The sequence below is a fragment of the Pseudomonas sp. BIOMIG1BAC genome (assembly GCF_001705995.2).
Classification (GTDB): Bacteria; Pseudomonadota; Gammaproteobacteria; order Pseudomonadales; family Pseudomonadaceae; genus Aquipseudomonas; species Aquipseudomonas sessilinigenes.
Map to the genome: position 1 here is coordinate 1,994,610 of NZ_CP049045.1, position 21,098 is coordinate 2,015,707.

Sequence of the window (21,098 nt, forward strand, 5' to 3'; positions counted from 1 at the left end):
CTTGAATGCAAGAAGCCCAGTGGCAGGGGCCACTGGGCTGGGTAGGACGCTAGCGCATTATTGCGCCTTTTGCGGTTGTTGCGCTTGCCAGGCCTTGAACTGGGCCCATTCGGCGCGCCGTTCTTCCTGCTTCTTGACGATGGCGTCGAACTGTTTCTGCTGTTCAGGCTTGAGCAGGGCACGGATATCGGCCTGGGTCTTCTGGTGCTTGGCAGCCAACTCGTCCTTCATGGCCTTCTGGTCGGCCGGGGAGAGTTTCTCCAGGTACTTCTCCACGAGCGCCTTGCGTTCGTGCATTTGCTCGCCCATCAGCTTGCCGATCTGCTGGCGCTGCTCGCGGCTCAGGTCCAATTGGCTCCAGGGGCCTTTGCCGCGCATGTGCTCGCTGTGCCAGGGGCCGTTCATCGGGCCCATCGCAGCGCTGCCTTCAGGCGCGGCCATGGCCAGGGTCGGCAGGGCGGCGGCGAACATCAGGGCGATCAGGGTCTTGCGCATGGTGTGTCTCCTTGTCTCATTCCCGGTCAGTTCCGGATGAGTTCAGGTTACGCACCTCAAGGTCAGCGGCAGTCAGTGGAGAGTAAAGCTTGGGTAAAGACGCAGAACCAACAGCCTGACAAAACCTGCACGCAGGATGTGCAAGGCTGGTTGTTCACGCCAGCGCGCGCTCCACCAGGGGCAAGTGCTACAGGCTGTAGTAGTAGCCGCGGCTGCGCAGGGCCACGATCCTCGGACGGCCATCCGGGTAGGGGCCGATCTTCTTGCGCAGGTTGCTGACGTGCATGTCCAGGCTGCGGTCATACAGGGTCAGCTTGCGGCCCAGGGCGATCTGCGCCAGTTCTTGCTTGTCCAGGGGCTCACCCGGTTGCTTGAGCAATGCCTCGAGCAGGCGGCTTTCGGAGACCGTGAGGCTGATGTCCTGGTCGTCGAGGGTGACCACGCCGCGCACGGGGCTGAAGCACAGGTCGCCCAGTTCCATCTGGCTGGATGCCGCCACGGGATGGCTGCGGCGCAGCACGGCACGCAGGCGTGCGGTCAGTTCCCGAGGGTCGCAGGGCTTGGCCAGGTAATCGTCGGCGCCCAGCTCCAGGCCGAGGATGCGGTCCAGCGGTTCGCCACGGGCCGAGAGCATCAGCACCGGCAGGTCCGGATGGTCGTTGCGCAGTTGCTTGAGCAGTTCCAGGCCGCTGCCGTCGGGCAGCATCACATCCAGTACCACCGCCGCAGGAGTTGCCTCGGCCAGCGCCTTGCGGGCGCTCAGGCCGTCATGGCAGGCGCGGACCACAAAGCCTTCCTGGGCCAGCCAACTGCCCAGGAGCTCACATAGTTCCTGGTCGTCATCAATCAGTAACAGGTCGCTCATGAATCACTCAATTTAGCCATTGTCGACGCTTGCGATGTCCACCACTGGCAAAGATACCGCAGAGCAGGGCGATGAGGGCGACGCCGCCACCGGTGATGAACCATTGCTGCTGGTCGGTCAGAAGGTTCGGTGCCGGGCTGGCCTGGCTCTCCTTGAGTTGCAGCTTGAGGCGCTGGTTCTCCTGGCGCAAGCGCGTCAGTTGCGGGCTTTCTCTTTCGGCATCGGCATTTTGCAGCTGCTTGCTCAGTTCTTCGCGCAGGCGCTCGCTTTCTTTCAAGCGTTGCTGCAACTCGGTGATCTGGCTACCGGCGCTCAGGGACAATGGCGTGGAATATCCGCCGTCCTGGGGTTCCTCGGCAAGGGCCGGAGCCCCGATCGACAACATGACCAACAACAGGCACAGCGGACCTTGGCGCATCGAAACTCCTGATTCCAAACGAGTGTTGGGCAGGTTGTCGGCCATCGAACGAGAATAATGAGCGATTGAGAACGCGATGAACCCTGAAGGTTCATCGCACTTTCAGGGACGTTACGGCATCGATTGCTTGAAAGGCTTGACCACGACGTTGTCGTAGACGCCAGCGGTCACGAACGGGTCGGCCGCGGCCCAGGCCTGGGCTGCTGCGAGGGAGTCGAACTGGGCAACGATCAGGCTGCCGCTGAAGCCCGCTGCGCCTGGGTCCTCGCTGTCCACGGCGGGATGCGGGCCGGCCAGGACCACACGGCCTTTGGCCTTGAGCTGTTGCAGGCGCTCAAGGTGTGCCGGACGGGTGGCCAGGCGTTTTTCCAGGGAGTTGGCAACGTCGGTGGCAATGATTGCGTAAAGCATGTCAGTCCTCGGTTTTCGGGGTAGTGGGATCAGCGTCATGCAGGTGGCGCGACAGGTAGATCCCCTGGCCCACCAGGAACAGCACGGTCATGCCCAGGCTACCGAAGACCTTGAAGTCGACCCAGATGCTCTGGAAGGTGAAGGCGACGAACAGGTTGGCGGCGCCGCAGAACAGGAAGAACGCGATCCAGGCGATGTTCAGGCGAGTCCATACCGCATCCGGCAGGGTCAGGGCGTGGCCCATAATGCGCTTGATCAGCAGTTTGTCGCCGATGAAGTGACTGCCGATGAACGCCAGGGCGAACAGCCAGTTGACCACGGGGGCCTTCCACTTGAGGAAGGTTTCGCTGTGGAAGGCCAGGGTCAGGCTACCGAAGACCAGGCAGGCGATCAGGGTCAGCCACTGGCTTTTTTCCAGCTTGCGCTGGGAAATGAACAGTGCGCCGTAGACCACCAGGGAACTGATGATCAGCACCGCCGTGGCGCTGTAGATACCGCCCAGGGTGACTTGTTGACCGGCGAGGTCGACGACGCGAGGGTCGATTTTGTAGACGATGAAGAACAGGAACAGCGGGATGAAGTCGATGAATTGTTTCACAGTGGCAGCCAGGAGCAGGATGTGTCGGCATAATAACAAACATCCTTGGTAGCGAAAGCGCCAGCTGACTTGAGGTTTTATTGTCCCGTGAACGTTGATTTGCACTGCCACAGTACGGCTTCCGACGGCGCCCTGGCGCCGGCGGCGGTGGTTGCCCGGGCGTATGAGAAAGGCGTGCGAATCCTCTCCCTGACCGACCACGACACCGTCGAGGGCCTGGCCGAGGCACGCGAGGCCGCCCGGGCGTTGGGCATGCAGTTGGTCAATGGCGTGGAACTGTCCTGTACCTGGGGCGGCGCCACCATCCATGTGCTGGGTTATGGCTTCGATACCGAGGCTCCGGCATTGGTGGCGGCCATTGGCAAGTTGCATGAGGGGCGCTGGCTGCGGGCCGAGGAAATCAGCCGCAAGCTGGCCCTCAAGGGCATGCCCGGGGCTCTGGAAGGCGCCAGGGCGATCCAGCAGGAGCTGGGCGACAGCGGCAATGCGCCGGCGCGGCCACATTTTGCCGACTATCTGGTGCGCGCCGGATTCGTCAAGGATCGTGCCGAAGCGTTTCGCAAATGGCTAGGGGCCGGCAAGCTGGGGGACGTCAAGCAGCACTGGCCGACCCTGGAGGAAACCGTCGGCACCCTGCGCGAGGCCGGGGCCTGGGTCAGCCTGGCGCATCCCTGGCACTACGATTTCACCCGCAGCAAGCGTCGCCGGTTGATTGCCGACTATATTCAAGCCGGTGGCCATGCCATCGAGGTCGTCAATGGTCACCAACCCGCGGAGCAAGTGGGCAGCCTGTCCATCCTTGCCCGTGAATTCGGACTGCTGGTCAGTGCTGGCAGTGACTTCCATGGCCCGGGGGGCTGGTCCGAGATCGGTGAGTACCGCCCGGTCCCAGAAGACCTGCCGCCACTTTGGTGTCGGTTCAAGCATGAGCCAATTATTGCCGCCTGAGCAGGTAGAGACAGTGAGTCAATTCTTCCAGATCCATCCGGAAAACCCACAGCCGCGCCTGATCAAGCAGGCCGTGGAGATCATTCGCGGCGGTGGCGTGGTGATTTACCCCACGGACTCGTCCTACGCCGTTGCCTGCCAGATGGGCGACAAGGGGGCGATCGAGCGGGTGCGGCGCCTGCGCCAGCTGGACGACAAGCACAATTTCGCCCTGATCTGCAGCGACCTCTCGCAACTGGGGCTGTTCGCCAAGATCGATACCGGCACTTTTCGCTTGCTCAAGGCCCATGTGCCAGGGCCCTATACCTTCATTCTCAATGCCACCCGTGAAGTACCGCGCCTGTTGCTGCACCCCAAGCGCCGCACCATCGGCCTGCGGGTGCCCAGCAATCCCATCGCCCTGGCGCTCCTGGCCGAGCTGGGAGAGCCGCTGATGAGCGTCAGCCTGATCATGCCTGGCGACACCGAGGCACTGAGCGACCCATATGAGATGCGCCAGTTGCTTGAGCACCAGGTCGACCTGATCATCGACGGCGGTTTTGGCAGCACCGAATCCTCCACGGTGATCAGCCTCGCCGACGGCGAACCGCAAGTGATCCGCGTTGGTTGCGGCGATCCTGCACCCTTCATGGCCGAGGCCTAGATGTCCGCAGTGGAAACCGTCGACGAACAGGCCGGCGCCCAGCAGGAGCTGCCATTCGCCATGGTCTACGGCCAGGCGGTCATGGAAATGCCCCTGGACCTGTACATTCCGCCCGATGCCCTGGAGGTCTTCCTCGAAGCCTTCGAGGGGCCTCTGGACTTGTTGCTGTACCTGATTCGCAAACAGAACATCGACATCCTCGACATCCCGGTCGCGGAGATCACCCGCCAGTACATGGGGTATGTGGAGCTGATGCAGTCGGTGCGCCTGGAACTGGCAGCCGAATACCTGGTGATGGCCGCGATGCTGGCCGAGATCAAGTCGCGCATGCTCCTGCCTCGCTCCGAGGAGATCGAGGCGCAGGAGGATGATCCCCGGGCCGAGCTGATTCGCCGCCTGCAGGAGTACGAGCGTTTCAAGGCGGCTGCCGAGGGTATCGACGAGTTGAGCCGGGTGGGCCGCGATGTGCTGGTGCCCAAGCTCGACGCCCCCGAGGCCCGGGCGCGCAAGCTGGTGCCGGACGTGGCCCTGGAAGAGCTCTTGATGTCGATGGGCGAGGTGCTGCGTCGAGGGGATATGTTCGAAAGCCACCAGGTCAGCCGCGAGGCTTTGTCTACCCGCGAGCGCATGAGCGATGTGCTGGAGCGCCTCAAGGGCGGCGGCTTCGTGCCCTTTGTCGAACTGTTCACCGCCGAGGAAGGCCGCCTTGGGGTGGTGGTGACCTTCATGGCAATCCTCGAGCTGGTGAAGGAATCCCTGGTCGAGCTGGTGCAGAATGAGCCTTTCGCGCCTATCCATGTACGGGCGCGAGCCGAATAACGAGCTTAAATGATGAATCTGAACGAACCCCGCGAGCTGGCCTCCCTGCTCGAAGCCTTCCTGTTGGCCTCGGGTAAGCCCCAGTCCCTGGAGCGCCTTTTCGAGCTGTTCGAGGATGCCGAACGGCCGGAGCCGGCGGTGTTCAAGAAGGCCCTGGTGCTGCTGGGCAAGTCCTGCGAGGGACGAGCCTTCGAACTCAAGGAAGTGGCTTCAGGCTATCGCTTGCAGATCCGTGAGAAGTTCTCTCCCTGGGTCGGTCGCCTGTGGGAAGAGCGGCCCCAGCGTTACTCCCGCGCCTTGTTGGAAACCATGGCCCTGATTGCCTATCGCCAGCCGATCACCCGGGGCGAGATCGAGGATGTGCGTGGCGTGGCGGTCAACAGCAATATCGTCAAGACCCTGATCGAGCGCGAGTGGATTCGCGTGGTGGGTTATCGCGACGTGCCGGGAAAACCGGCGATGTTTGCCACCACCAAGGCCTTTCTCGATCACTTCAACCTCAAGAGCCTCGACGAGCTGCCACCGTTGGCCGAGCTGCGGGAAATGGAAGCCGAGCCGGTGCTGGAGTTCGATGACGCCCCCGTGCCCGAACACCTGCAGCAACTGGCAGACGCCAGCGCCGAGCCGGAAGAACCCAAGGAAGAGACCAGCTTCCACACTCTGCTGCTGGAGCTGGACTCCATGGAGGAGGGGCTCAAGACCGACTTCGACGACCTGCATCGCGACGGTGTCGAGGTATCCGGCAGCCCGGAGCTATTGGAGAACCTGCCAGACGTGGCCGATAGCGAGTTGTCGTTGCAGGCCGAGCCTGTGCTTGAAGAGGCAGAGGAGCCGTTGCTTGCGCAGGCCCCTGCGCAGCCCCCGTCTGTCGATGACGATGTGCTGGGCGTTGCCGAGGCGCGGGCCAAGCTGCTGGCGGCAGTGGCGGCGCTGGAGCCTCAATTGAGCGAGGAGGAGGCCGAAGCCCTGGCGCTGGCCGAGGCCATCGAGCAGGAGCGGCGCCTGCTGGACGACTGACCCCGCGGCCGGCCAGCAAAAAAATGCCTCGATGCTGGCTTATCGACTAGTCTGTGATGCGCAACCGCCGTCATGAGCGTATGATTCGCGACCTTTTGGCGATCCCTTCGCCACAAACCTGTTTTTCCATGTCTTCAGGCCGCTCAGCCTGAAGCGATACACCGGGAGGTGCCCAGATGAGCGATAAAGACCAGAACGACCAGGACATTCGTCCGTCCGGCGAGAAACTGCAGAAAGTCCTCGCCCGTATTGGCGTGGGCTCGCGCCGCGACGTCGAAGCCTGGATCAGCCAGGGCCGGATCAAGGTCAATGGCACCGAGGCCACCCTGGGCCTGCGTGTCGACCTGCACGATGCCATTTCCATCGATGGCAAGGTCATCAAGCGTGAAGAGGCTGCCGAATCGGTACGCCGCGTCATCATGTACAACAAGCCTGACGGCGAGATCTGCACTCGCGACGACCCGGAAGGCCGTCCGACCGTGTTCGACAAGCTGCCGCGTCCTCGCGAAGGCCGCTGGATCAATATCGGGCGCCTGGACATCAACACCACCGGCCTGCTGATGTTCACCACCGACGGTGAGCTGGCCAACCGCCTGATGCACCCTTCCTACGAGATGGACCGTGAGTACGCAGTACGTGTGCGCGGTGAAGTCGATGACGAGATGATCGATCGCCTCAAAGCGGGCGTCATGCTCGAAGACGGCCCTGCCAAGTTCACCGACATCCAGCAGGCACCGGGTGGAGAAGGCTTCAACCATTGGTATCACTGTGTGGTGATGGAAGGGCGCAACCGTGAAGTGCGCCGCCTGTGGGAGTCCCAGGGGCTGGTGGTCAGCCGCTTGAAGCGCGTGCGTTTCGGGCCGGTGTTCCTCAACTCCGACCTGCCCATGGGCCGCTGGCGCGAAATGAGCCAGTACGAAGTCGATGTGCTCAGCGCCGAAGTTGGCCTGACGCCGGTAGCGATGCCACAGCTCAATGCCAAGTCCAAGGAAAAGCTGGAGCGCCTGCAGCGCAAATCCTCGCGCCCCATGGCCAAGGGCGAGCGCGTGCGGACCCTGCGTCCGGCCAACGGCGCCCCGGTTGCCCCGCGTGCTCCGCGCGAGCCGCAACTGGAAGGTGAACGCCCTGGCCGCAAGCCAGCGGCCCGTCCGGATGGTGAACGTGCCCCACGGGCTCCACGTCCAGCGGCCGGCCGTGGCACCCCGGTAGCCGAGCGTCCGGCGGACACCAAGCGTCCGGCCCCCAAGTCCAAGCGCCCAAGCCCGGGTCTGGACAAGGACGCCCCATCGGGCAAGCGCCGTGGTGCACCTGCCGGTCGTCGCAAGCCTGAGTGATTCTGGCCTGCAAACAACAACGCCAACCTTCGGGTTGGCGTTTTTTTACCTGCGATCCTGGCGTCGCCGTAGCGGTGCCTAGAAGGCGAACTGCCCGTCGAACACTGGCTTGTTATCCGCTGCCAGCACTCCGCTGCTGAAGATCAGATCCAGGTGATGGCTGCCCTTGGCGCCGCCCCCCAGGCCCAGGTGCAGGCCGCAATGGCGCTCCTCGAAGCCGGAGTTGCGTCCGTACAGCGACTTTATGCCCTCGTTGGTGCCGATCCCCAGTTCCTCGATCCGCCGGTTCGAGGGGTTGGCGTCCAGGTATTTGTTGAAGTCGTTGGCCAGCCCGGGAACCTGGGTAGCGACCTGGCGAATGCTCGAATTCTCGATCCACAGTTCCAGGGGCGTTTCCAGCACCCTGTACTTGCGGGCGAACGGGATGGTACTGAGGAAGGTGCCGAGAAACTTCACATGGCCATTGATCTGGTCACTGTGGGTGGCGATTTCCCCTGGCGCCAGGTCGTAGTTGCCGACACCGTTGATGTCGGTCCATTTTTTCACCGTGTCCAAGGGGGCTTCGAAGTACGAGCCCTGTGGGTCGCTGAAGCTCAAGATGCTGGCCTGGGACAGGCGTCGGATCAGGGTGGCATTGAGGTCGGCGATACGCTGTGGCTCGACGCTGAAGGTGTCGTAGAAGTACTCGCCGTAATCCTTGAACAACAGGGATTTCTTCCAGTGCTCGGCCATCAGTCCATGTAGCGGGCGCAGGAATTCAGGCCCGTCGGGACGTGGCTGGGGCAGGGTCGAGGAATCGTAGAAAAAGATGTAGAGATCACATTCAGTGATGGCCCGGACGAGGTTCTCGGCCGGTTCCAGGTCCAGGCGCAAGGCGCTGATGTTCAGCTGCGTGGCCTGGCGGGCTTGTTCGATGATGGTTGCGATCATCGCCTGGTACTCGGCGGTATGGCCGATCACTACCCTGGCCGGGCCCAGGCCGTTCAGGGCCGGGTGCCGTTCGAGGTAGTACAGGAAATGACGGATGGCGCGAATTGGGTCCATAAAACCTCCCTGTAGGACAGAAGTGACCGGGGCAGGCCAGGGCCCGCCCCGGTGCAAGCGTCTTACATCGGCCACATGGCAGTGCCGAATGGCACCACGGCATCGGCTTGCATCATTTCCACGGCGGCATCATGGGTTGCTGCTTCGAACCAATCGTCCAGTTGCAGTTCGGTTTCCAGATCTTGTTCCAGTACTTGCATGGTGCTTCTCCTGAATGACATTGCGCATGGCAGTCCATTGACGGAACGGATCGACAGCGATGAGCGGGATGGTTACCGAGGCTGCCCATTCGTTCCCGGGGCTTGCCGGGTGACTGATCCGGCAAGTGGCTGGAAACCTAGACCAGGGTGTTTTGAAGTGCAAAAAAATAATTAGATTATTTTTTGATGGACTTTATTTTCTATTTTCATCTGCTGATTTTAGCTCGGGAAAACAAAAAGCTAGGGATTGCCCCGGGGAAAATGGCCGGCGGCGTCAATTTGCAGTCGGCCGCTGGATGGATCTGTGGTGGCAAAAATACGTTACGCATCGTAAAGAAATACTTACGAAAAAGGAGGCTTTTACCGGTGGAGCCACGGGTTCTGGTTTGCTGTAAGGAAAATCTTCCGAAGGCAACCTCGTGCCTGGGCTCAGAGGGCTCTGGCCCGCTTGTTCCAGGGCGCCAAGGACGGTGAGATGTGCACATGCCTGCGTACAGGTGCATAACAAGAAGGAGGCGCAATGAACGCCGCAACCGACTTTAACCGACACCCTTCGAAGGGCGATGACCATCGCTTCTTTACCGACGACCCCACTCGGTCTGTCCCATTTTTTGCCGCCGATGCCGAGCATCGAGCAGGCCACGCAAGATCCCGGTTACCGGCACGCTGATAAGCGATGTCTGGCGGCAGGGGGGCAGGGGTGTACAATGCCCGGCGTTTTAACTGTGACCCCACTGCGTATCCGCGCATTTTGCGTCTGGACAGCGGTTTCCAGCCTGCTTGTATAGCCTTGGAAACACCTGCACAGAACCAATAACTCAAGGTTATCCACCTTGTTCATTCCGTCGCGTCACGAGCGTGATGGGTTCGATTTCGTCACAGATAAAAACAAACAGGTGACGCATGACCGTTAAAAAAACGCTGAACTTCTGGTGCCTGCGCTGGGGTTTGATCCGCGCCGCTTAAGCCTTCACCGGGCGGCAACGTCTGCAAATATCATCAAACCTTGCGTGAGAAAGTTTTCATGAGTGGACAAAACTCGCAGTCAGGCGAGCTGAAACGCGGCCTGAAAAATCGCCATATCCAATTGATCGCCCTGGGTGGCGCAATCGGCACTGGCCTGTTCCTGGGTTCGGCAGGTGTACTCAAGTCCGCTGGCCCGTCGATGATCCTCGGCTATGCCATTTGTGGCTTCATCGCCTTCATGATCATGCGCCAGTTGGGCGAAATGATCGTCGAGGAGCCTGTGGCCGGTTCCTTCAGCCACTTCGCCCACAAGTACTGGGGCGGCTTTGCCGGCTTTCTCTCCGGCTGGAACTGCTGGATCCTCTATATCCTGGTGGGCATGTCGGAGCTGACGGCAGTCGGCAAGTACATCCACTACTGGTGGCCAGACGTCCCGACCTGGGCTTCGGCAGCCGTGTTCTTCGTCATGATCAACGCCATCAACCTGGCCAACGTCAAGGTTTTCGGCGAGGCCGAGTTCTGGTTCGCCATCATCAAGGTGGTGGCAATCGTCGGCATGATCGCCCTGGGCAGCTACCTGCTGGTCAGTGGGCACGGTGGCCCGCAGGCATCGGTGAGCAACCTGTGGTCCCACGGTGGCTTCTTCCCTAATGGGGTTAGCGGTCTGGTGATGGCCATGGCGATCATCATGTTCTCCTTTGGCGGCCTGGAAATGCTCGGCTTCACCGCCGCCGAGGCCGACAAGCCGAAGACCGTGATCCCCAAGGCGATCAACCAGGTGATCTACCGTATCCTGATTTTCTACATCGGTGCCCTGGTGGTGCTGCTGTCGCTGACCCCGTGGGACACCTTGCTGGGCACCCTCAACGCCTCCGGCGATGCCTACAGCGGCAGCCCGTTTGTCCAGGTGTTCTCGATGCTCGGTAGCAACACCGCGGCGCATATCCTCAACTTCGTGGTCCTGACGGCCGCCTTGTCGGTGTACAACAGCGGCACCTATTGCAACAGCCGCATGCTCCTGGGCATGGCCGAGCAGGGCGATGCCCCGCGTGCCCTGGCCAAGATCGACAAGCGTGGCGTACCGGTGTTGTCGATCCTGGCCTCGGCGGTGGTGACCTTCGTCGCGGTGGTACTCAACTACCTGATCCCGCAACACGCCCTGGAGCTGTTGATGTCCCTGGTGGTGGCCACCCTGGTGATCAACTGGGCAATGATCAGCTACTCGCACTTCAAGTTCCGCCAGCACATGAACCGTACTGGCCAGACCTCGACGTTCAAGGCCCTGTGGTACCCCTACGGCAACTACGTCTGCCTGGCATTCGTGGTGTTCATCCTCGGTATCATGCTGATGATCCCGGGTATCCAGATCTCGGTGTACGCGATCCCTGTGTGGGTGGTGTTCATGTGGGTCTGCTACAGCATCAAGGTCAAGCGCAGCGCTCAACAACCGCTGCAGACCGCCAGCTCCTCGCTGAAGTAAGCGTCATCTGGCAACCACAGACCCGGCTTCGGCCGGGTCTTTCGTTTCCGGGGGAGTGCCACGGTATGGCTGGAATGGGCGTATCCTGTAGGCCTTGCAAGAAGGATTGCTGTTCCATGCTGGTGATTTCCAACAACGTGCATCTGCCGGATGCCGAGATCGAGTTGACTGCCATCCGCGCCCAGGGGGCCGGTGGGCAGAACGTCAATAAAGTGTCCAGCGCCGTGCATCTGCGCTTCGATATTCCTGCCTCATCGCTGCCGCCTTTCTACAAGGAGCGCCTGCTGGCGCTGCGCGACAGCCGTATCACCGCTGAGGGTGTGATCATCCTCAAGGCCCAGCAGTACCGTACCCAGGAGCAGAATCGTGCCGATGCCCTGGAGCGCCTGGTGGAATTGATCCAGGGCGCAATCAAGGTAGAGAAGAAGCGTCGACCCACCAAGCCCACCCTGGGCTCGCAAAAGCGTCGCCTGGAGGGCAAGGCCAAGCGAGGCAGTATCAAGGCCGGTCGTGGCAAGGTGGACTTCTAGGCGCTCTCGCGTTCTTTGCGCTGCTTGGGGGCCTGGTGGTACAGGTACAGGCTCAGCGCCAGCCCGCTGCAGGAGGCCATGGCGGCAAACAAAAAGATCGAGGCGAAGCCGAAACCGGCGGCAATGGCCCCGGCCAGCGGGCCGGTGATCCCCAGCGACAGATCGACGAACAGCGAGTAGGCACCCACCGCCGCGCCCCGGCTGGAGGCGGGTACCAGGTTCACCGCTTCCACCCCCAGGGCCGGGAACACCAGGGAGAAACCGAAGCCGCTCAGGGCTGCTCCGGCCAGGGCCCAGTACGCGTCGCTGGCCAGCCACAGCAGCAACAGGCCCAGGGTTTCCACGGCCAGGCAGGCGATCGCCACCCGAAAGCCCCCTAGGCGATTGATCAGGTTGCCGAACAACAGCCGGGCACCGATGAAGCTGGCGCCGAACAGGCTCAGGGCCAACACCGCGTTGGACCAGTCCCGGGTGGCGTAGTACAGGGTGATGAAGGTGGCGATGGTGCCAAAGCCGATGGAGCCCAGGGCCAGGCCGCAGCCATGGGGGAAGACCTTGCCCAGTACATGGATGAATGGCAGGCGTTCGCCGGCGACGATGGGCGCGGCCAGTTTTGGCCAGGCCAGCAACAGGCCGAGCACAGCCAGCAGGATGATGCTCACCCCCATGCTCCACAGCCCCAGCTGCTTGACCAGCAGCACCCCCAGCGGAGCGCCGATGGCCAGGGCGCCATAGCTGGCGATGCCGTTCCAGGAGATGACCTTGGCGGTGTTCTGGGCGCCGACCCGGCCGATGCCCCAGCCGATGGAGCCCGAGCCTACCAGACTTTCCGCGCTACCCAATACCAGGCGGCCGATCAGCAGGCTGGCCAGGCTCAGCACCGGAAACGGCTGCAGCCAGGCCGACGCCAGCATGAACACACCACTCAGGCCGCAGCCCACCAGGCCGTACATCACCGCGCGCTTGCTGCCCTGATTGTCGATGATGCGCCCGGCGTAGGGGCGACTGAGCAGGGTGGCCAGGTATTGCACGCTGATCACCAGGCCGGCGACCACCGCGCCGAAGCCCAGGTCGCTGTGGACATAACCTGGCAGCACCGCCAGGGGGATGCCGATATTCAGGTAGCCGATGAAGGTGAACAGGACGATGGAAACGACTTGCAGCGTGACCGCCAAGGGGCGCTGGGTATCTGGCATGGGAAGGGGTCCGCTACTGCAGCTAGATAGATAGGCTGCTCATGATACCGGTGTAGGCGTGGCAAAAGGGGGAGAAATCGACGTGCAGTGCCGATGCCTGTCGCTTGCAGGAAGGTGTCAGGCGTCCTTGTTGCCCAGCAGCTGGGTCGTGACCAGGGCGGCGAGGGCATTTTCCTGAGTGCCGAAACGGCTCAGCAGGGCGGCTTGTTTTTGCGGGCTAAGGCGATTCCAGACTTCGATCATGTGCTGTGCGGTGTCGATCAGCACAGTGGCCTGGGTTTCGTTGAAGGTGTCGGTCATGAAGGGCTCGGGTGGGTTCAGGCGGTGTGGAAAGCGCTTGATTAGCGCTTTCCACACTGTCTGGCTACAGCTTCTCAGTCTTCGCTGTCGGTCTTGCGACTGTCAGCGGCTTCTTTGGCGGCAGGCTTTTCGGCACTGGCTTGTGGCGGGGTTGTCTGCTCAGTTTCGTGCAGGCTTGGGAAGGGGAGATTCGGGATCTCGTGCATGTCGTTGCTCCTCGCAAAGTCTGTTTTTTAAATCGCTGGGTAGGTCCGCGCTTTTAAAAAGCCTAGGCAGGATACAGCAGTACAAATGACAGAAAGATTTTTATTTCCCTCAAGTTGTCCTCACTGGGTCAGGAAACCGACCAAGTGAAGACGCTCCGACAGGCGCCACAAGCAGCGTCAGGCCAGGCCTTGGGCTCAGGGTGGCGTAGGGGCGACGATGATCTTGCCGATCATCTGCGGGTGCAGGACGCAGAAGTATTCGTAGGTGCCTGGCGTGTCGAACTGGTAGGAAAAACTATCGTTGGTGTCCAGCGCCGCGGAGCGGAACAGCTTGTGGGTCTCGGTCACCGTGTGGGGGATCTGGTCATCGTTGACCCAAGTGACCCGGGTGCCGACCGTGACCTGCACGTCATGGGGGTTGTACATGAACTCGCGGATATCGATCCTGGTTTCCTGGGCCCAGGCCGGTGCCGCGAGGCATCCCAGGAGCAACACGCAGAGGAGTCTGCTCATGGCCGGGCTCCTCAGACCAGGGTCGAATCGAGCAGGGCCAGCGGATGCTCGCCCTGTGTGGCCCGGACATCGGTGATGCCCAGGTAGTTGCGCAGCTGGTCGGCGGCCACGGTCATCGGCCCGGGATTGGCTGCCGCTCCCGGGGCGGGCTGTGGGTAGGCGGTGCCGCGAGCGGTATGGAAGGTGATGTTGCCCTCGACCTTCTGGATGACCTGGTGGATATGCCCGTTGAGGACGGTCACGCAGCCATAGCGGCGTAGCAGGGCGATGGCCTGGTCGCCGTCCTCGGTGCCCCAGCCCCAGGGCTGATAGATGGTCCACAGGGGGATGTGGGTGAAGACCACGATGGGCGTGCTGCTGCTCACGGCGCGCAGGTCGTCCGCCAGCCAGGCAAGTTGCTCGGCCCCCAGGGTGGCTTCGTGGCCAGGCAACAGGTTGAACACATTGACCAAGGCAATGAAGTGCACGCCCTGCTGGTCGAAGCTGTACCAGCCATTGCCCTTGGTGCCCTTGCCGTAGCGTTGCAGGTAAAGCTGCCCGCCGCCTTCGTCGAGGGTATCGTGTTCCCCGGGAACGTAATGCACGGTGGAAGGCAGCCCCTTGAGCAGTTGTGCGGCGGTATCGAATTCTTCGGGGCGGGACAGGTGGGTGATATCCCCGGTGTGCAGGATCAGCGACGGCGGCTTGGGCAGGGCCAGCACCTTGTCGATGGCCACCTGCAAGGTCTGGGTCGGGTCGGGGTTGGCCTCCTTGTTGAAGCCGATGTGCGAGTCGCTGATCTGCACGAAGTGGAAGCTGCTGTTCAGCGCCGCCGGGTCTGTCGGCTGGCCTGCCTGGTCCAGGGCGAAGGCTTTTGGAATACCCCCGCTCAGGGCCCAGAGAACCCCGGCGCCGGCCCAGGCCGAGCACTTGAGCAAGGTGCGTCGCTGGGGATTTTGCAGCGTATCGGCAAATTGACGGTGGGATGTGTCATGAGTGTCCATGGAGCGCCCTCGGTAGCGGTCTACAGTGATTGGTCTCACATCGGTAAAACCCGGCGGCGCAGTGCTTTATTCCCCCCTGGAGAATTTTTTTGTCCCGGGAATAAAACCCGGGTTCGTACCGTTATAGGGTGCAAAGGAAATGGAGCCACCATGACGCGATTCGAGGAATTGTTCCTGCCGCACCTGGACGCGGCCTATAACCTCGCGCGCTGGCTGACCGGCAATGACAGTGCGGCCCAGGATGTGGTGCAGGAAAGCGCCTTGCGGGCCGTGAAGTTCCTGCATCGTTTCGACGGCGGCAATGCCAAGGCGTGGTTCCTGACCATTGTCCGCAACGAGAGCTACAACTGGCTCAGGGCCTCGACCCGCCACGCGTCGGTAACGTTCGAGGAGTCCGGCCTGGGGGACGATCCGGCGCTGTTCGATGGGCAAACGCCCGAGTGGCAGGTGATCCGCGGGCAGGAGGCCGATCAGCTGGCTCGCGCGCTCCAGGCCCTGGCGCCGGCCTTTCGTGAGGTGATCGTGCTCAAGGAGTTGGAAGACATGCACTACAAGGAGATCGCCAGGATCGTCGATATTCCCCTGGGGACGGTCATGTCGCGGCTGGCCCGCGCCCGGGCCATGCTCCGGTTGCAATTGCAGAAGTCCGGCCATGCATGAAATCGACTGCAAGACCTGCCGTGACTGGCTGCACGGCTACCTGGATACCGAGCTGGAGGCCAACGCCATGGCCGAGGTGGCCGTGCACCTGCGCCATTGTGCCGAGTGTGCCGCCGAGTGTGCCGAGGTACAGAGGCTGATCACCGAAACCAGGGCCCATGCGCCGTATCACGTGGCACCGGCTGCCTTGCGGCGCAGCCTGCTGGCCAGTATCGAGGTGCCCGCGGCGTCAGGTGGCCTGTTGCAGAAGTTGCTGGGGAGCAGGGGGTGGCGCTGGCTGGCCCCTGGTTTTTCCACCCTGGCGCTGGCCCTGTCCCTGGCGCTCTACCTGGCGACGCCTTCCAGCGAGCAGCCGTGGCTGGATGAAGCGGTGTCCAGCCATGTGCGTTCGCTGATGGTCGATCACCTGAACGATGTCGCGTCCTCGGACCGGCATACGGTCAAGCCCTGGTTCACTGGCAAGCTCGATTTCGCGCCACCGGTCTTCGACTTCAGCGCCCAGGGCTATCCGTTGCTGGGCGGACGCCTGGATTACCTGCAGCAGCAGAATGTGGCGGCCCTGACCTATGGTCGCGCACGGCACTTGATCAACCTGTTCGTCATGCCCACGACACAGGGCGATAGCGAGCCGCAGCAGCAGACCTTGCGTGGCTACAACCTGGTCGACTGGCGCCATGACCATCTGCGTTTCATCCTGGTTTCCGACCTGGAACCGGGCGAATTGCAGGCGCTGGGGCAGTTGGTCCGCAAGGGGCCTTGAAGAGAGGAGGGGAGAACCCGGCATCGGCTCCGAGAGGAGGATGCCGGGCAGGCAGGGCGTTGACCGAGGGTCAGGCCTTGCAGACGCTGGCGATGGCCGCTGCCAGCTGATCGAGGCGGCTGGCATCGATACCGGCCACGTTGGCCCGGCCCGAGCTGACCATGTATACGCTGTGATGCTCGCGCAGGTCCTGGACCTGGGCAGGGCTCAGGCCGGTATAGGAGAACATCCCGCGTTGTACGCCGATATGGGCGAAGCGCTCGGCCAGGCCATGGGGCTGCAGGGCTTCCACTAGGCCAGCGCGCAGCTGTGCGATGCGCAGGCGCATGGCTTCCACTTCGTCGATCCAGAGTGTTTTCAACTCTGGCGTCCCGAGGATGGTTGCCACCACGGCAGCGCCGTGGTCCGGTGGCGTGGACCACAGGTTGCGGGCGATATGCGCCAGTTGGCTGCGCACGTCCAGCAGCTTCTCGGCATCCTGGGTGCAAACGATCAGGGCGCCGGTGCGGTCGCGGTACAGGCCGAAGTTCTTCGAGCAGGAGCTGGTGATCAGCACCTCCGGCAGTTCGGCAGCGAACAGCCGCACGGCCCAGGCGTCCTGTTCCAGGCCATCGCCAAAGCCCTGGTAGGCGAAGTCGATCAGCGGCAGCAGCTTGCGACTGCGCACCACTTCCAGCACTCGCTGCCAGTCGGCATGGCTGAGGTCGAAACCGGTCGGGTTGTGGCAGCAGGCATGCAGCAGCACCACATCGCCTTCGGGAATCTGGTTCAGGGTGGCCACCATGGCCTCGACATCCAGGCGATTGTCACTGCCCACATAAGGGTAGTGGCTGACCTTGACGCCGGCGGCGGCGAAGATGGTCTCGTGGATCGGCCAGGTCGGATTGCTCAACCAGACGCCACGGCCTGGCAGGCAGTGGGCGATGAAGTCGGCGCTCAGGCGCAGGGCGCCAGTACCGCCAGGGGTCTGGGTGGCGCCGGCGCGCTGTTGGTCGATCAGCGGCGAGCCGCTGCCCAGCACCAGCTCGTTGATCACCTTGCCGAAGGCCGCGTCGCCGTGGCCGCCGATGTAGATCTTGGTGTCCTGGCTATCTACCAGGCGCTGTTCAGCCTGCTTGACCGCCTGCGGGATCGGCGTCAGGCCCTGGGAGTCCTTGTAGACCCCCACGCCCAGGTCGAACTTGCGCGGGTTGGGGTCGCTGGCGTAGGCCCCCATCAGGCCGAGGATCGGGTCGCCAGGCACACGACCGATGGCGTCGAAGTGCATTACTTGCGTCCTTCTGCGGTCTTGGCCACTTCGTCGGTGCGGGCGGCCATGATGAAGTCGTTGCGGTGCAGGCCCTTGATGGAGTGGCTCCACCAGGTCACGGTCACCTTGCCCCACTCGGTCAGCAGGCCTGGGTGGTGGCCTTCGGCCTCGGAGATCTCGCCCATGGCATTGGTGAAGGCCAGGGCGAACTTGAAGTTCTTGAACAGGAAGACTTTTTCCAACTGCATCACGCCGTCGCGAACTTCGATGTTCCAGTCAGGGATCTGCTTGATCAGTACCGGCAGTTCTTCGTCACTGACCTGAGGGGCATCGGCGCGGCAGGCTTCGCAATGGGCTTGGTTCAGAGCGGTCATGGTGTATTCCCGAAATCGATTCTTGTTGGGGCGGGCTGTGGGAAAACAGCTGCGTTGGGCTGTCCTGCCTGAGGGCAAGCGGAAAAAGCAATTCCAGGCTGGCCTGCTGCTTTTCCCCTTGCTTGCGGCGATGTTGCCCGTGCTCGTGAGGTTTTCACGCAACCCGTGGACGTTACTATTTTTTGCAGCGGCTCGCGAGTGCGGGCCGCTCAGGCCGCCTTGGGTTTTGGCGGAAACTTGGGCGCATGCAGGCCCAGCTGCATGCCTTGGTGGACCAGGGCCATGATGTCTTCATGGGCCAGGTCGAACAGGCGCTTGAGCTCGGGCAGGACGAAATAGATCGGCTGCAGGATGTCGATGCGGTACGGCGTGCGCATGGCTTCCAGCGGGTCGAAGGCCTGGTGCTCCGGTTCTTCGCAGAGGCTGTAGACGGTTTCCTTGGGCGAAGACAGGATGCCGCCGCCATAGATGCGCCGGCCGGCTGGGGTTTCCACCAGGCCGAACTCGATGGTCATCCAGTACAGGCGGGCCAGGTATACCCGTTCTTCCTTGGTGGCCTTGAGGCCCAGCTTGCCGTAGGTGTGGGTGAATTCGGCGAACCAGGGGTTGGTCAGCAGTGGGCAGTGGCCGAAGATCTCGTGGAAAATGTCCGGCTCTTGCAGGTAGTCCAGTTCTTCGCGGGTACGGATGAACGTGGCTACAGGGAAGCGCTTGCTGGCCAACAGCTCGAAAAAGGTCTGGAAGGGGATCAGCGCCGGAACCCGGGCCACTTGCCAGCCGGTGGTTTCGCCCAGGACCTTGTTGATTTCGCCCAGCTGCGGGATACGGTCGTGGGGCAGACCGAGCTTCTCGATACCCTCCACGTACTCCTGGCACGCACGCCCCTCGATCACTTTCAGTTGACGAGTGATCAGGGTGTTCCACACCGCGTGTTCTTCGGGTGGATAGTCGATAAAACCTTGCGCGTCGGGCTCGCGGGCCACGTACTGCGTCTGCTTCATGCTGCTCTCCTGCCAGGAATGCGTTCTTGTTATGAATGACCCCAGTGATACGCCAGGGTGCGGCGTTTTGCAGCAGGCAGCGGTGCGATTGCATCGAGGGTTTGGCGTGTAAATCGTAAATTTTTCGTTACGGATGCTGTGAAGTCCCGGCACTGCGGCTGATGCTTGAGTTGAAAAAGCCGCTTTGTGTCACATAATCTTGACGACTATCTGCGTCACCCGGCAGAAAGTTTTCCAGTTTCAAGGTCAAAAGCGTCGAGTGACGGCGCTTATGCCTTTCATCACTCGCTTCGGGCTTCTATCTATGCGCATCAAAGTTCACTGCCAGAACCGCATCGGCATCCTGCGGGACATTCTCAATCTGCTGGTGGAGTACGGCATCAACGTGGCCCGGGGCGAAGTCGGGGGCGAGCACGGCAATGCCATCTACCTGCATTGCCCGAACCTGATCAACCTGCAGTTCCAGGCCCTGCGCCCGAAGTTCGAATCCATTGCCGGGGTATTTGGCGTCAAGCGAGTCGGCTTGATGCCCAGCGAGCGTCGGCACATGGAGCTCAATGCGTTGCTCGGAGCCCTTGAGTTCCCCGTGCTGTCCATCGACATGGGCGGTTCGATCGTTGCCGCCAACCGCGCTGCGGCCCAGTTGCTGGGGGTGCGGGTCGATGAGGTGCCGGGAATTCCACTGTCGCGCTATGCCGAGGACTTCGACCTGCCGGAGCTGGTGCGGGCCAACAAGTCGCGTATCAATGGCCTGCGGGTGAAGGTCAAGGGGGATGTGTTCCTGGCCGATATCGCACCGCTGCAATCGGAGCACGACGACAGCGAGGCCATGGCCGGCGCGGTGCTGACCCTGCATCGGGCGGACCGGGTTGGCGAGCGCATCTATAACGTGCGCAAGCAGGAGCTGCGTGGCTTCGACAGCATCTTCCAGAGTTCCAAGGTGATGGCGGCGGTGGTGCGAGAGGCGCGGCGCATGGCGCCCCTCGATGCGCCGTTGCTGATCGAGGGCGAGACCGGCACTGGCAAGGAGCTGTTGGCCCGTGCCTGTCACCTGGCCAGTCCCCGTGGGCAATCGCCACTGATGGCGCTCAACTGCGCCGGGTTGCCCGAGTCCATGGCCGAGACCGAGTTGTTCGGTTATGGCCCGGGGGCATTCGAGGGGGCGAGGGCCGAGGGCAAGCTCGGGCTGCTGGAGCTGACCGCAGGCGGCACCCTGTTCCTCGATGGCGTGGGGGAGATGAGCCCGCGCTTGCAGGTCAAGTTGTTGCGCTTCCTGCAGGATGGTTGCTTCCGTCGGGTGGGCAGCGACGAAGAGGTGTATCTGGATGTGCGGGTGATCTGTGCCACCCAGCTCGATCTTTCCGAACTCTGTGCCCGTGGCGAGTTCCGCCAGGACCTGTACCACCGCCTGAACGTGCTGTCGTTGCATATCCCGCCGCTGCGCGAGTGCCTCGATGGCCTGGCGCCGCTGGTGGAGCACTTTCTCGACCAGGCCAGTCGGCAGATCGGCTGTCCCTTGCCCCAGCTGGCTCCCGCGGCCATGGAGCGGCTCAGTCACTATCACTGGCCGGGCAATGTCCGGCAGTTGGAGAATGTACTGTTCCAGGCGGTATCGCTGTGCGATGGCGGCACGGTCAAGGTCGAGCATATTCGCCTGCCGGACTACGGTGCGCGCCAGCCCCTTGGCGAGTTCTCCCTGGAGGGTGGGTTGGAGCAGATCGTCGGGCGCTTCGAAAAGGCCGTGCTCGAAAGCCTGTATGCCGAGTTTCCCAGCAGTCGCCAACTGGGCAAGCGCCTGGGGGTCTCCCACACCACCATTGCCAACAAGCTGCGCGACTATGAGGTGGGCAAGCCCACCAGCGACAATTCGTAGTCACCTGGGCCCTTGTGGCCCGGGTAACGGGGCGGTTACTTGCCGTTAGCGGCATAAGAGCGCCGTTTTTCCGTCTCCCGAAAAGCCGTCGCTACCGCCCTTTAGCCAGGCAAAGCCCTGTCCAGCCTGGGGATCACCCGCTCCTGGAAAAGTTGGTGCGCTTATTGCTTATGGCTTCGCAGTACAGCGGTGGGCGGCAAACGTCCGGCAGACAG

Annotated in this window: 25 protein-coding genes; 10 read left to right on the top strand and 15 right to left on the bottom strand. The window is 62.2% G+C overall.

From position 1 onward, the window contains the following. Positions 1-57 precede the first annotated feature (57 nt). From ATY02_RS09335 to ATY02_RS09355, 5 genes are all read right to left on the bottom strand, one after another. Positions 58-495, bottom strand: a complete 438-nt coding sequence (locus ATY02_RS09335) for an LTXXQ domain protein (protein ID WP_068585876.1) — start codon at positions 493-495, stop codon at positions 58-60. A gap of 187 nt (positions 496-682) precedes the next feature. Then, positions 683-1,360 (bottom strand): response regulator transcription factor, encoded by a 678-nt coding sequence (locus tag ATY02_RS09340; RefSeq protein WP_068585874.1) that lies wholly within the window; start codon positions 1,358-1,360, stop codon positions 683-685. Positions 1,361-1,367: 7 nt separating this feature from the next. After that, on the bottom strand, positions 1,368-1,778 hold the full coding sequence (locus ATY02_RS09345; protein ID WP_068585870.1) for a translation initiation factor 2: 411 nt from the start codon (positions 1,776-1,778) through the stop codon (positions 1,368-1,370). A 111-nt stretch (positions 1,779-1,889) separates the two neighbouring features. After that, on the bottom strand, positions 1,890-2,189 hold the full coding sequence (locus ATY02_RS09350) for a YciI family protein (protein ID WP_068585869.1): 300 nt from the start codon (positions 2,187-2,189) through the stop codon (positions 1,890-1,892). Position 2,190: 1 nt separating this feature from the next. Beyond that, the gene (locus ATY02_RS09355) at positions 2,191-2,787 is read right to left on the bottom strand and encodes a septation protein A (protein ID WP_068585866.1); all 597 of its coding nucleotides are present in this window, start codon (positions 2,785-2,787) and stop codon (positions 2,191-2,193) included. 87 nt (positions 2,788-2,874) lie between these two features. On the opposite strand from ATY02_RS09355, the gene ATY02_RS09360 reads away from it, so the two are divergent. The 5 genes from ATY02_RS09360 to rluB all read left to right on the top strand — a co-directional run bounded on the left by ATY02_RS09360 (position 2,875) and on the right by rluB (position 7,548). Continuing rightward, the gene (locus ATY02_RS09360; RefSeq protein WP_124346082.1) at positions 2,875-3,735 is read left to right on the top strand and encodes a PHP domain-containing protein; all 861 of its coding nucleotides are present in this window, start codon (positions 2,875-2,877) and stop codon (positions 3,733-3,735) included. A 13-nt stretch (positions 3,736-3,748) separates the two neighbouring features. Then, on the top strand, positions 3,749-4,378 hold the full coding sequence (locus ATY02_RS09365; RefSeq protein WP_068586229.1) for an L-threonylcarbamoyladenylate synthase: 630 nt from the start codon (positions 3,749-3,751) through the stop codon (positions 4,376-4,378). A 120-nt stretch (positions 4,379-4,498) separates the two neighbouring features. Further along, a complete protein-coding gene (locus ATY02_RS09370; protein WP_176719765.1) occupies positions 4,499-5,197 on the top strand; it encodes a segregation and condensation protein A in 699 nt (232 codons plus the stop codon). Positions 5,198-5,209: 12 nt separating this feature from the next. Further along, positions 5,210-6,214, top strand: coding sequence for an SMC-Scp complex subunit ScpB (gene scpB / locus ATY02_RS09375; RefSeq protein WP_068586221.1), 1,005 nt, complete (start codon positions 5,210-5,212; stop codon positions 6,212-6,214). 176 nt (positions 6,215-6,390) lie between these two features. Further along, positions 6,391-7,548, top strand: a complete 1,158-nt coding sequence (gene rluB, locus ATY02_RS09380; RefSeq protein WP_068586215.1) for a 23S rRNA pseudouridine(2605) synthase RluB — start codon at positions 6,391-6,393, stop codon at positions 7,546-7,548. A 78-nt stretch (positions 7,549-7,626) separates the two neighbouring features. On the opposite strand, the gene ATY02_RS09385 is transcribed toward rluB, so the two are convergent. Both ATY02_RS09385 and ATY02_RS09390 read right to left on the bottom strand, forming a co-directional pair. Beyond that, positions 7,627-8,592: a leucyl aminopeptidase gene (locus ATY02_RS09385; RefSeq protein WP_068586212.1), complete on the bottom strand. Its 966-nt coding sequence runs from the start codon at positions 8,590-8,592 to the stop codon at positions 7,627-7,629. Between the two features lie 62 nt (positions 8,593-8,654). Next, positions 8,655-8,792, bottom strand: coding sequence for a hypothetical protein (locus ATY02_RS09390; RefSeq protein WP_164487269.1), 138 nt, complete (start codon positions 8,790-8,792; stop codon positions 8,655-8,657). Positions 8,793-9,816: 1,024 nt separating this feature from the next. On the opposite strand from ATY02_RS09390, the gene ATY02_RS09395 reads away from it, so the two are divergent. Both ATY02_RS09395 and arfB read left to right on the top strand, forming a co-directional pair. Then, on the top strand, positions 9,817-11,238 hold the full coding sequence (locus ATY02_RS09395) for an amino acid permease (RefSeq protein ID WP_068586210.1): 1,422 nt from the start codon (positions 9,817-9,819) through the stop codon (positions 11,236-11,238). 116 nt (positions 11,239-11,354) lie between these two features. After that, positions 11,355-11,768, top strand: coding sequence for an alternative ribosome rescue aminoacyl-tRNA hydrolase ArfB (gene arfB, locus ATY02_RS09400; RefSeq protein ID WP_068586206.1), 414 nt, complete (start codon positions 11,355-11,357; stop codon positions 11,766-11,768). On the opposite strand, the gene ATY02_RS09405 is transcribed toward arfB, so the two are convergent. From ATY02_RS09405 to ATY02_RS09420, 5 genes are all read right to left on the bottom strand, one after another. After that, positions 11,765-12,964, bottom strand: coding sequence for an MFS transporter (locus tag ATY02_RS09405; protein WP_068586203.1), 1,200 nt, complete (start codon positions 12,962-12,964; stop codon positions 11,765-11,767). The genes arfB and ATY02_RS09405 overlap by 4 nt on opposite strands. 117 nt (positions 12,965-13,081) lie before the next feature. Beyond that, complete coding sequence (locus ATY02_RS09410; protein WP_068586200.1) at positions 13,082-13,264, bottom strand: hypothetical protein; 183 nt, start codon at positions 13,262-13,264, stop codon at positions 13,082-13,084. Between the two features lie 74 nt (positions 13,265-13,338). Then, on the bottom strand, positions 13,339-13,470 hold the full coding sequence (locus tag ATY02_RS36340) for a hypothetical protein (RefSeq protein ID WP_263986922.1): 132 nt from the start codon (positions 13,468-13,470) through the stop codon (positions 13,339-13,341). Between the two features lie 195 nt (positions 13,471-13,665). Continuing rightward, positions 13,666-13,983 (bottom strand): cupredoxin domain-containing protein, encoded by a 318-nt coding sequence (locus ATY02_RS09415; protein WP_068586198.1) that lies wholly within the window; start codon positions 13,981-13,983, stop codon positions 13,666-13,668. Positions 13,984-13,994: 11 nt separating this feature from the next. After that, entirely contained in the window at positions 13,995-14,966 is a 972-nt protein-coding gene (locus ATY02_RS09420; protein ID WP_068586195.1) for a metallophosphoesterase family protein, read from the bottom strand. Between the two features lie 150 nt (positions 14,967-15,116). Between ATY02_RS09420 and ATY02_RS09425 the strand changes: the two genes are divergently transcribed. Both ATY02_RS09425 and ATY02_RS09430 read left to right on the top strand, forming a co-directional pair. Continuing rightward, positions 15,117-15,626 carry a sigma-70 family RNA polymerase sigma factor gene (locus ATY02_RS09425; protein WP_068586192.1) on the top strand — a complete coding sequence of 170 codons (510 nt, stop codon included), beginning with the start codon at positions 15,117-15,119 and terminating at the stop codon, positions 15,624-15,626. Then, complete coding sequence (locus ATY02_RS09430) at positions 15,619-16,386, top strand: anti-sigma factor family protein (RefSeq protein ID WP_068586189.1); 768 nt, start codon at positions 15,619-15,621, stop codon at positions 16,384-16,386. The genes ATY02_RS09425 and ATY02_RS09430 overlap by 8 nt, the downstream gene beginning before the upstream one ends. Before the next feature lie 70 nt (positions 16,387-16,456). Here ATY02_RS09430 and ATY02_RS09435 read toward each other — a convergent pair whose 3' ends face one another. The 3 genes from ATY02_RS09435 to phhA all read right to left on the bottom strand — a co-directional run bounded on the left by ATY02_RS09435 (position 16,457) and on the right by phhA (position 19,163). Further along, entirely contained in the window at positions 16,457-17,653 is a 1,197-nt protein-coding gene (locus tag ATY02_RS09435; RefSeq protein WP_068586187.1) for an amino acid aminotransferase, read from the bottom strand. Beyond that, a complete protein-coding gene (locus tag ATY02_RS09440; RefSeq protein WP_007930096.1) occupies positions 17,653-18,009 on the bottom strand; it encodes a 4a-hydroxytetrahydrobiopterin dehydratase in 357 nt (118 codons plus the stop codon). Before ATY02_RS09440 ends, ATY02_RS09435 begins: the two co-directional genes overlap by 1 nt. Positions 18,010-18,218: 209 nt before the next feature. Further along, complete coding sequence (phhA, locus tag ATY02_RS09445) at positions 18,219-19,163, bottom strand: phenylalanine 4-monooxygenase (protein WP_228022263.1); 945 nt, start codon at positions 19,161-19,163, stop codon at positions 18,219-18,221. 151 nt (positions 19,164-19,314) lie between these two features. Between phhA and ATY02_RS09450 the strand changes: the two genes are divergently transcribed. Continuing rightward, the gene (locus ATY02_RS09450) at positions 19,315-20,883 is read left to right on the top strand and encodes a sigma-54-dependent transcriptional regulator (protein WP_068586180.1); all 1,569 of its coding nucleotides are present in this window, start codon (positions 19,315-19,317) and stop codon (positions 20,881-20,883) included. The last annotated feature ends 215 nt before the right edge of the window (positions 20,884-21,098 follow it).